Source organism: Xanthocytophaga flava, from assembly GCF_030068545.1.
Taxonomy (GTDB): Bacteria; Bacteroidota; Bacteroidia; order Cytophagales; family 172606-1; genus Xanthocytophaga; species Xanthocytophaga flava.
In genome coordinates, this window is record NZ_JASJOR010000045.1 from 41,807 (window position 1) to 51,631 (window position 9,825).

Genomic DNA, 9,825 nt, shown 5'->3' on the forward strand with positions numbered 1-9,825 from the left:
CAGCAAACATCAGACGGGAGTAAAAGCAGTATCAGTTGTCATACAGACAAAACAAACGAAGAGATTTATTTTAGCTAAACAGAAGACCATGAGGTGTATATACTTTTCTATTTTACTTTTACTAGTGGGAGTAACAATGCAGGTTTCAGGACAATCTGTGAGTACAGGTAGTGTACAACGTTGTATAACAATGGAACGATTAAAACAGAAGTTTGCCCTGGATTCCAAGTTTAAATTGCAGTTTGAACAAAATACAGAGAAATTTAATCAGAATGTGCGAAAGGGTTCTTATCGGTTGTCATCTGCACGAACAGGAAGTGAGGCCAGCAATGCAAAAACAGTGTATACCATACCCGTTGTATTTCATATTGTAATGTCAAATCCTAATCAGGTAACGGATGCTCAGATACAGCAGCAGTTGGATATATTAAATGCAGATTTTGCCGGAGAAAACTCAGATTCCACTAAGATTCCTGAATACTTTAAATCCTTGTTTGGAAAATCCAGTATCCAATTCAGTTTAGCGCAGCGAACAGAATCCGGCGATCCAACTACTGGAATAGAGAGAGTCACAACTACCAAAAGTTCTTTCTCCTCTAATACCAATGATGTGAAATATACCGCCAGCAAAGGTGTTGACAGCTGGGATCCAGATAAATATTTTAATGTGTGGATTTGTGCGATTACTGCAACAACTAGTGGCAGTATACTGGGATACGCTACCTTTCCGGGTGACCTGCCTGCCGTAGAACAAGGTGTTGTAATTGATTACAGAACTTTACCTGGTAAAAGCTATACAGGATATACAGATTTTGAAGGTGGTAGAACCCTAACTCATGAAACCGGACATTACTTTAACTTATTTCATATCTGGGGGGATGATGATGGGGCATGTACTGGCTCAGATTATGTAGAAGATACCCCTGATCAAGCCGATGCTTCCAGCAAATGCAATTCGGGGGTGATACACGATAACTGTACTTCAGATGGTAATGGTATTATGTATCAGAACTATATGGATTATAGCTATGATGCTTGTTTAGTGATGTTTACGGCTGGACAGATTTCTCGTATGGAAGCTGCTGTCATTGCCTACCGATCTTCATTATTGACTTCTGATGGTACTCAGGAAGCTATAGCTACTACCAATAATGCAGAACTAAAATCCATCGATAATATGGATAGTCGCCTTTGTACTAATTCTTTTTCTCCTGTCATTACGATTCGCAATCGGGGCAGTCAGACACTGACTTCATTAACTATTACAGTAAAAGTAGATGATATAGTAGTAGCGACCTCTAACTGGACTGGATCTTTGGCTAAAGCGAATACTACCAGTATTACTTTACAGACAATTACAACCTCAGAAGGAGAGCATACATTAACCATTAGTCTTTCGTCTCCTAATGCTAAAACAGATGAGGAAATAAGTAATGACACGCTAAGTACAACCTATCAATATTATGGTCCTGTTGCAACAATCAACGAAAGTTTTGAAGGAAGTACGTTTCCACCAACGGGATGGAATATAGTAAATAATGATGGTGGTATTACCTGGGAAAAAGTAACTGGCATTGCTAAAACAGGTAACTCCAGTGTAAGAGTCAATAATTATGACTATGCAAGCAATGATGAAACGGATGATTTACTGCTTCCTGTTCTGAGTATTGCCGAGGTAGATTCTGTTTATCTTTCATTCTATGTAGCAGCTGCTACCTATACGTCTGTATCCAGTAATTCCAGGGGTTTGGTATGGGATACATTGCAGGTAATGGTAAGTACGGATTGTGGAAAGACCTACACCAGTCTATACAAGAAATATGGCAGCACCCTGGTGACCCGAACAGAACCAACAACAGAAGCTTTTAAACCAACTGCCAGTGAATGGCGTAAAGATTCTGTAAATCTGGGAGACTATATAGGTGTGGGTGAGTTGTGGATTGCTTTCCGGAATACAACAGAATATGAAAATAATATTTATCTGGATGATGTAAACCTGAGAACGGTCATAATCAATAAAAATCTGAAGGAAAAAGGGTTTCTTGTAATGCCTAATCCTACGGATGGTAATGTTGATGTTCAGTTTTATCCACAACCAGAAGGGTTGCAGCGTATTCAGATTCTGAATGGACTTGGTCAGAAAATAGCTGAAACAAGTATTTCGAGTAGTACACCAGCCAATGCTTATACATTTGATATCAGTCAATATGCATCTGGGGTATACATTGTGCGGGCTGTGTTCTCAGATCATGTGTCTGTGAAGAAGATTGTGAAGTATTAGCCATTTAGCTAAAAACAGCCCTGTATACATGAGTGTGTACAGGGCTGTTTAATTTGTTAGTGTGACCAGCTACCAAATTTTCCCATTCGGTAGTCATTGTATGCTTCCATAATTTCCTGTTGCGTATTCATCACAAAAGGGCCTTGTGCTACTACTGGTTCTCCTATTGGCTCGGCATGCCCAAGAAGCAATATACTATCTTCCTGTGCCTGGATAGTAAGTTGTTCTGCATCATGATTGAATTCAACTAAATTGTGCATTGCGGCTTTCTGTCCATTCACTATGAACTGGCCTCTGATTACATAGAAAAAGATAGTGTGAGAGGCTGGAATCGATAGTGAATACTGACTTCCCGCTTTGTATTCCATTGTACATAAAGAAACATCAATATGCGATTCGAATGCACCTTTGTGACCTTCCCATGTACCCGATACTAGATGAGATACAATATTTCCATTATCATGAGTAATGGTAGGGATCTCTTCTTTTTGCAAGCCTTTGTAGAATGGTTCTGTCATCTTCAGGCGAGAAGGCAGATTAAGCCATAACTGTAAAATCTCCAGATTACCTCCATTCTTTTTAAACTCTGAAGAGGACACTTCTGCATGGATCAGGCCTCGTCCGGCTGTCATCCATTGGACACCCCCAGCATTGATTACACTTTCGTGTCCTCCGGAATCCTTATGCATGATGTCGCCATCTATGATAAATGTTACTGTTTCCATTCCTCTGTGTGGGTGAGGACCAAACGGAAGCCCTCGATTATTGGCTGGATATATCTGTGGTCCATGATGGTTTAAAAACAAAAACGGATCTATCTGCTGGAGTGTCCGGGAGGGCAAAGGTGAATAGGTGATCAAATCCGCAATAGGGGCGTACGTTGCTGTATGAATCTGTTTAATGGTTCTCATAAAATTGTATTTGGTTCTGTTATTGCTAAGTCAGAGTGGAAGAAAATAGTTTCCTACTTATAGAAGCTACCAGCCCTATTCTTCACAGTCATGTTTACAATGAATAGGATATAATTATTAATCGATAAATTGTTTGTTTGTAGTTTTTATACAAATTTTCTTCTTTTATAGTATAACCCGAATTCCCAACTCTACCATGCTCAAGTTAAAAAGTATATCTATTATTTTATTTATTATTTTCTCAATAAATATTCAGGCACAAAGCTTATTTAATCCTGGAAAGATCATAACATCCAAAGGAGATACAATAGCTGTTCTGATCAAAGACAGGACAGATAAATCTAATTCTTCTGGCTGTATGGTTAAAGCTTTCCCTGGTAAAAAGGTTGTTACTTATGCTCCTATAGATATTCGCGCGTATATTCTTGAAAGTGGAAAGATTTATGTATCCAGGAAAATAGCCGATGCCGAGTCTAAAGATTCTATTCATGTATTTCTGCAAAAGTTGGTAGGAGGAGAGGTGAATCTGTATTTCTGGAGAGGTAGTCAGGGTAAAGATCGTTATTTTGCCGAAGTTCCACCTGATGGGATGCTGGAACTGGAAGGACAAAAGGATACCTATATCAACGGACAGCGATATCGTGCAGATGGGAAATATCAGAAACAGTTAAATTCCATTATGACTAAGTGTGTGATAGACCAAGGGGCTTTGGCCGAACTGCGTTACATTCGTACAGATATGACAAAGTTTGTGGTAACGTATAACAAGTGCAGTGAGATCCGGAATCAAACCTATCAGTATCTGGAACCAAAAGGAAAACATTTTTTTGGGGTTCGGGTTGGAACAAATATAGGGTATGTAAATTTTATAGCCAGTAATGTGGCTATAAAAGGTGTTCCTACCTCATCTATGCCAATGATTTCTGTATTTGGTTCCTTTCAGCTGGTAGATATGGATAGGAAATTATACCTGCAACCTGAACTTCAGTTTGTAATGATGAAGATTGGAAATTTTAAACAGGTAAAACCTAATGTTGATATAAGTGAAATTCGCAATAACCTGATTTACATTCCAGTGACATTAAAATATGACTTGTTGCGAGGGGCCATTACACCTTATATTTATGCTGGCGTGGGAATGAGCCTTAATTTTTCATCAACAATGAAAGTAAATTATCCTGCCAGAAGTTTGAGTAAGGAATGTGTAAATCGGAAAATTGGAGCACAGGTAATACTAGGTGCAGGCCTAAAATGGAAACGCCCGCATAGAGAGTATGCCTTGGATTATCGTATGTATGAAACCTCTCTTCACCGTACTAATAGCTCTTTTGATACCTTTTTATATTCTAATAATCTGACGTTCTCTGTGGCACTGGAAAAGAAACGTAAATAATCTGATAGTACAAGAACGCCCTTTATGAAAGTACATAAAGGGCGTTAGCTATGTTAACTAGCAGTTTTTTCCTCTGCTGATTTTACATTATCCTCAGCATGACGGTCAATTAGCTTATTAAGAGGATCAATGCCTGCTTTGGAAGGTTCTTCTGAAACTGTAATCACAAAGGTGTTTTCTTTTTTGTTAACCTTGTGTTTTTTCAGATAAATGAGTTTGTCCTTACCCTGATCATCCTTGTGGTAAACGCCCACATCTATCCAGTCGTTGATCGCGATATTTTTCTCATTACCTGTACTATCTGCCCGAAGTTTTTCTGCTTGTACTGTTAGTGTAACTTCATGTTGCTTATCAGCTTTCTTATAATCGATTACATATTTAGTATAAGTTAAATATGTTGATTTTATGAGGATCATCCATCTGTTTTTAGGATAAGAGGCAGCATTTCAGCATTAACTCCCTCAAAACCTATTTAAAAGAAAATCTATTATAAATTATGAAGGTAGCTTGTGGTTAAATAGCAATCATATATAACATAAGTGGCCCAATTTTTGCGTAGAACGGGTATAATAAATTCATTCTTTATCTGTATAGGAAATATATATAGTTACTGTTAAACTAATTTTACCGCTACCGACCTTGAAAAACTTATTCTACTTTACCTTCTACACTTTTATTACTTCTATTCTTTCCTTTAACACAATTTCTGCTCAAACGCAAAAAGGAAGGTTTATGGCAGGACCTTCAATTGGAAAATTTAATTTTGGTAAGAATTACACAGACCTTGCTTTTGACATCAAGGCTGGCTACTTTATTGTAGATAACCTGGTTATTGGGATAACTCCTTCTTATTCCTATAGTTGGGCTACTGATAATGTCCGTTTTAAAGAAAAAATTAATGTATTAGGCATGGGTCCATTTGTGAGATATTATTTTGGAGAAGGTAAGCTGAAACCGTTGCTCAATGCCAGTTTTTTGTATCATTCCCGTAAATCTAATGTTACATATTCGACTATAATGACACCAGAAGGGCCTATTGAGGGATATGCATATGAATTCAAAGGGGATATAAATTACTTCAAGCAGGAGGAGGTATTGCTTATTTTCTGAATGATAATATCTCTCTGGAAGGGATTGTAAATTATGGACGTTATATAGATTATAATGAAAATACTGATGTTAAATTAGGTGAAGTTAACATTGGTTTGGGTGTGCAGATTTTCATTGGACAATAAGTATACCTGAAAAATCTTTCAGTAAGTAATCTATTATGTGTTTACATTTTTGAAGGAAATGGCATTAATCCGATTATGTTAAATCTGTATTATATTTGTGCAGTCAAACTATTCAAGTATTTCTTATCAGTAACTTATGACAAAATTATTCTACATTACCCTTTCTTTTTTCATTATTTCTCTTCTCTCATTAACTGATTCCCTGGCTCAAACACAAAAAGGCAGATTTATGGTAGGTACTTCTGCTGGTGAATTTAAATTTGGAAAAAATAATACAGATTTATTACTGGATGTAAAAGGGGGATATTTTCTGATAGATAATCTAGTTGTTGGGGTGACTCCTTCCTTTGGCTATATGTCTTACAATCAATCTGAAAGTTATCCGAACTCTTATTCCAAAAGTACACAAAAAGGAAAGCAGTGGGGTATTGGACCCTTCGTTCGTTATTACTTTAGTGAACATAAACTTAAACCTTTAGTTAATGCAAGTTTTCTGTATTACAAGTATAGTGTAAAAACAACTTCTGAAGCTTATATATATCCGGGGTTTTTCCAAAAGGGGAGCCATGAGATTAAGAGCGAATATAAACTTCTACAAATAGGAGGCGGAGTTTCTTATTTTATAGATGATCGAATAGCTATCGAAGGATTGTTAAATTATGGACGTTATATGGATTATGAAGGGACTTATGATAAAAAAGGAGAAATAAGCATTAATCTTGGTGTGCAGTTTTTTATTGGGAAGTAAGTGTTATATTACTGAGCATAACTAGAATAAAAACTTATAGTGTAATCGTGTTAATTTTAAAGTGTAGAAATATGAGAAAAAACGTTGCCTTATTTCTTGCTGTTTTTACTGTTTGGGTGGCAACAGGAAGTTTATGCTACTGTCAGACAGATAAGGGAACCTTTATGGTTGGTGGAAGCATTGGAAACTTAAGTTTTCAAAGTGATTATTTGGGTGTTTCATTCAGTCCTACAGTTGGCTACTTTGTTGTTACTAATTTAGTAGTAGGTTTAACACCTGCTTTTGAATATAAAACATTCACTCTTATGAATGATAGCAAAACCAAAAGTACATCATTCGGTATTGGCCCATTTGTGAGATATTATTTTGGAGAAGGCAAGCTGAAACCGTTGCTCAATGCCAGTTTCTTGTATTATAGAAATACTGTAAAGCTTGGTGATTTACCTATTGATCCTAATGATCCTGTTTTAGAGGGTGACCACAAAGTAAAGCAAGGCTATAAGTTTATCCAACTAGGCGGTGGTATTGCCTATTTTCTGAGTAAGTCAATTGCATTAGAGGGCATTGTAAATTATGGACATTATATGGATTATGATATACTAGGTAGTAATAAAAGTAATGAAGTGGCTGTAAGTTTGGGTTTTCAGATTTTTCTTGATTAAAAAAACTTTGGTTTTTTAAAAGTCCTTTGTCACATTGAAGGATTTTTAAAAGCGATAACAAGGTCTCAGCCTGAAGATTTTCAGTGGAATATGTACTTACTATGCTTTGACTGTAGAAATTATGCAAATATGCCTATAAGAATGTTTACCTCTTCAAATATCCAATACTAATACTTGTTTTATTCTCAATTCTAATAAAAGTGAGAGTAAAAGTTTGTTTAATTTTCCACTCTATTCATTTTACAATGAAAAAAACGTTTATTTTAATCATTGCCATTTTTAGCTTTTTAGTGTTAACAACAGAAAGATCATTTGCACAAACTGATCAGGGTAATTTTATGGTAGGAAGTTCAATTGCAAACTTGAACTTTGATGATAGCAATACCAGTATTTCTTTTAGCCCTACGGTTGGCTATTTTGTCATTGATAATCTGGCTATAGGATTAACACCTACTATTGCTTACAGCTCTACAGAATCCATTATCCCTGGTGAAAAATATAAAACAACAACTTGGGGTATTGGGCCATTTGCCCGGTATTATTTTGGTGATGGCACGGTGAAGCCACTTGTTCATGCGGGTTATTCTTATCAAAGTTCTAAAAGCAAAGATGATACTTCCAATGGAGTGATCGAAACTAAAAGCAATTACAGCAATGTTAAGTTAGGGGCTGGTGCAGCTTATTTTATCAATGATCATGTATCGGTAGATGGAATTATAAATTATAATCTATTATTCTACCAAGGTGCTGATAGCCAGGGAAGTGTAGGTGTTAGCTTTGGATTCCAGATTTTTATTGACTAATAGAAATAGATAAAAGTTCTTGATTTTATATAACAAAAAATCCTCTGCAATACAGCAGAGGATTTTTTGTTAACTACGCGGATGAAAATCGTGCATGATTTGCTTGAGATAATCCCGGTCCAGGTGGGTATATATTTCAGTAGTAGTAATCGATTCGTGTCCTAACATTTCCTGTACAGCCCGTAAGTCGGCTCCGCCTTCTATCAGATGGGTAGCAAAGGAATGACGGAATGTATGTGGACTGATATTTTTTTGGAGGTTAATGATCTGAGCCAGTTCCTTGATGATCAGAAACACCCACACTCTTGACAATCCTTTACCTCTGGCATTCAGAAAGACATAGTTTTCGTGATCTTTCTGAGGGGTAACATGGCAGCGCACCTGTTCCAGATAGATAGTCAGGTATTTGGTAGCTTCGCTTCCCATCGGAACCAGTCTTTCTTTATTTCCTTTTCCTACAATCCGTAAAAATCCCAGTTCTGTATACACATTGGACAAAGTCAGTTCGATTAGTTCGCTTACACGTAGTCCTGATCCATACAGTATTTCGAGCATAGCCCGGTTGCGGGTTCCTTCCGGAGTAGAATGATCGATGGCTGCCAGCAACTGGTCAATTTCTTGTACGGATAGTGTATCAGGAAGTTTGCGAGACAGCCGTGGTGCTTCGACTAGCTGGGTAGGATCGTCTTTGATCAAATCTTCGGCAAACATGTATTTGAAAAAGCCCTTGAGCCCTGACAAAAAACGGGATTGGGAGGACGGTGTCATACCTAACTCTCCCAGATATTGCAGAAATTCTCGGATGTGTCGGTCGGTAACCTCGGTAGGGCCAACCTTCATTTCTTTGATCTCCAGAAACTGGTGTAGTTTCTCTATATCATGTATATATGCCTCAATTGAGTTTTCAGAGAGACCTCGTTCCAGATGGAGATAGTTTTTATATTCTTTTATTGCCGATGACCACATAGAATTGTAGGGAATTGTGCTTGCAAATGGAATGTTAAACAGCTTCTGTATTCAAAACACGAAAGTACAATCTTTTTCTGAGGCAAAATCTCCCTGTTTTCAAAATCTCTTTTATATTGCCAGCCTGATTCGTAAAGTTATTTTTTCAATTCTATTTATGTATTAATTATGGAAATTCTGATTCTGAATGGGCCCAATATGAATCTTCTGGGGCGTCGTGAACGTAGCATTTATGGAAACATGTCTTTTGAGACTTTCTATGAAATTTTGCAAAGTCAATATCCGGATATAAAGCTTACTTACTTTCAGTCTAATACAGAAGGTGCACTGATTGATAAATTACATGAGGTCGGATTCTCTATAGATGGCATTCTGTTTAACCCTGGCGGGTATGCACATACTTCTATCGCACTTTCTGATGCAGTAGCTGCTATTACTACCCCTGTTATAGAAGTGCATATCTCCAATGTATTTGCGAGGGAGGAGTTTCGTCATCACAGTTATATCAGCCGCAATTGTGCGGGTGTTATCTGTGGATTTGGCCTGGAAGGGTATCGATTGGGACTGGAAAACTTTCTGCGAAGAAGAGATTCTAAGTAATACTTGGTTAGATAGTAATTTTTTAAGAATACAGGATTGTGCAAAAACGCAAATCTTGTATTCTTTGTTTTTTTTATGGATTTTGAAGTAGATTGAGACTACTCTACCCGAGGAAAAGTAGCAATAGAAAACAAAAAGGTTGAAATTTGGAGCGACCAAGCCACCAAACCAACCTTTGAGGATGAAAACAATCATCAGTGAGCAAGTTATTAAAATTTTAGACAAA

General features: G+C 37.0%; 10 protein-coding genes. 7 read left to right on the forward strand and 3 right to left on the reverse strand.

Annotated features, from left to right (window positions below; translation table 11 throughout):
- Positions 1 to 88 precede the first annotated feature (88 nt).
- Positions 89 to 2,281, forward strand: coding sequence for a M43 family zinc metalloprotease (locus tag QNI15_RS36055; RefSeq protein WP_314036799.1), 2,193 nt, complete (start codon positions 89 to 91; stop codon positions 2,279 to 2,281).
- A gap of 56 nt (positions 2,282 to 2,337) precedes the next feature.
- Here the strand turns inward: QNI15_RS36055 and QNI15_RS36060 are convergent, their stop codons facing one another.
- Positions 2,338 to 3,192: a pirin family protein gene (locus QNI15_RS36060; protein ID WP_314003523.1), complete on the reverse strand. Its 855-nt coding sequence runs from the start codon at positions 3,190 to 3,192 to the stop codon at positions 2,338 to 2,340.
- 196 nt (positions 3,193 to 3,388) lie between these two features.
- Between QNI15_RS36060 and QNI15_RS36065 the strand changes: the two genes are divergently transcribed.
- A complete protein-coding gene (locus QNI15_RS36065) occupies positions 3,389 to 4,585 on the forward strand; it encodes an outer membrane beta-barrel protein (RefSeq protein ID WP_314003521.1) in 1,197 nt (398 codons plus the stop codon).
- A 53-nt stretch (positions 4,586 to 4,638) separates the two neighbouring features.
- Here QNI15_RS36065 and QNI15_RS36070 read toward each other — a convergent pair whose 3' ends face one another.
- Positions 4,639 to 5,001: a hypothetical protein gene (locus QNI15_RS36070; RefSeq protein WP_314003519.1), complete on the reverse strand. Its 363-nt coding sequence runs from the start codon at positions 4,999 to 5,001 to the stop codon at positions 4,639 to 4,641.
- Positions 5,002 to 5,317: 316 nt separating this feature from the next.
- Here QNI15_RS36070 and QNI15_RS36075 point away from each other — a divergent pair, with 316 nt between their 5' ends.
- From QNI15_RS36075 to QNI15_RS36090, 4 genes are all read left to right on the forward strand, one after another.
- Positions 5,318 to 5,695, forward strand: coding sequence for a hypothetical protein (locus tag QNI15_RS36075; protein ID WP_314036801.1), 378 nt, complete (start codon positions 5,318 to 5,320; stop codon positions 5,693 to 5,695).
- Positions 5,696 to 5,956: 261 nt separating this feature from the next.
- Positions 5,957 to 6,568, forward strand: a complete 612-nt coding sequence (locus QNI15_RS36080; protein ID WP_314036803.1) for an outer membrane beta-barrel protein — start codon at positions 5,957 to 5,959, stop codon at positions 6,566 to 6,568.
- A gap of 71 nt (positions 6,569 to 6,639) precedes the next feature.
- Positions 6,640 to 7,230, forward strand: coding sequence for an outer membrane beta-barrel protein (locus tag QNI15_RS36085; RefSeq protein WP_314003513.1), 591 nt, complete (start codon positions 6,640 to 6,642; stop codon positions 7,228 to 7,230).
- Between the two features lie 245 nt (positions 7,231 to 7,475).
- A complete protein-coding gene (locus QNI15_RS36090) occupies positions 7,476 to 8,033 on the forward strand; it encodes an outer membrane beta-barrel protein (protein ID WP_314003511.1) in 558 nt (185 codons plus the stop codon).
- A 69-nt stretch (positions 8,034 to 8,102) separates the two neighbouring features.
- On the opposite strand, the gene xerD is transcribed toward QNI15_RS36090, so the two are convergent.
- Positions 8,103 to 8,999, reverse strand: coding sequence for a site-specific tyrosine recombinase XerD (gene xerD / locus QNI15_RS36095; RefSeq protein ID WP_313989411.1), 897 nt, complete (start codon positions 8,997 to 8,999; stop codon positions 8,103 to 8,105).
- Positions 9,000 to 9,167: 168 nt separating this feature from the next.
- On the opposite strand from xerD, the gene aroQ reads away from it, so the two are divergent.
- Positions 9,168 to 9,599, forward strand: coding sequence for a type II 3-dehydroquinate dehydratase (gene aroQ, locus QNI15_RS36100; RefSeq protein WP_313989410.1), 432 nt, complete (start codon positions 9,168 to 9,170; stop codon positions 9,597 to 9,599).
- The last annotated feature ends 226 nt before the right edge of the window (positions 9,600 to 9,825 follow it).

Bases quoted from the DNA above. Each gene is read 5' to 3' on its own strand.
- QNI15_RS36055 (WP_314036799.1), top strand. From the start codon at position 89: ATGAGGTGTATATACTTTTCTATTTTACTTTTACTAGTGGGAGTAACA.
- QNI15_RS36060 (WP_314003523.1), bottom strand. From the start codon at position 3,192: ATGAGAACCATTAAACAGATTCATACAGCAACGTACGCCCCTATTGCG.
- QNI15_RS36065 (WP_314003521.1), top strand. From the start codon at position 3,389: ATGCTCAAGTTAAAAAGTATATCTATTATTTTATTTATTATTTTCTCA.
- QNI15_RS36070 (WP_314003519.1), bottom strand. From the start codon at position 5,001: ATGATCCTCATAAAATCAACATATTTAACTTATACTAAATATGTAATC.
- QNI15_RS36075 (WP_314036801.1), top strand. From the start codon at position 5,318: ATGGCAGGACCTTCAATTGGAAAATTTAATTTTGGTAAGAATTACACA.
- QNI15_RS36080 (WP_314036803.1), top strand. From the start codon at position 5,957: ATGACAAAATTATTCTACATTACCCTTTCTTTTTTCATTATTTCTCTT.
- QNI15_RS36085 (WP_314003513.1), top strand. From the start codon at position 6,640: ATGAGAAAAAACGTTGCCTTATTTCTTGCTGTTTTTACTGTTTGGGTG.
- QNI15_RS36090 (WP_314003511.1), top strand. From the start codon at position 7,476: ATGAAAAAAACGTTTATTTTAATCATTGCCATTTTTAGCTTTTTAGTG.
- xerD (WP_313989411.1), bottom strand. From the start codon at position 8,999: ATGTGGTCATCGGCAATAAAAGAATATAAAAACTATCTCCATCTGGAA.
- aroQ (WP_313989410.1), top strand. From the start codon at position 9,168: ATGGAAATTCTGATTCTGAATGGGCCCAATATGAATCTTCTGGGGCGT.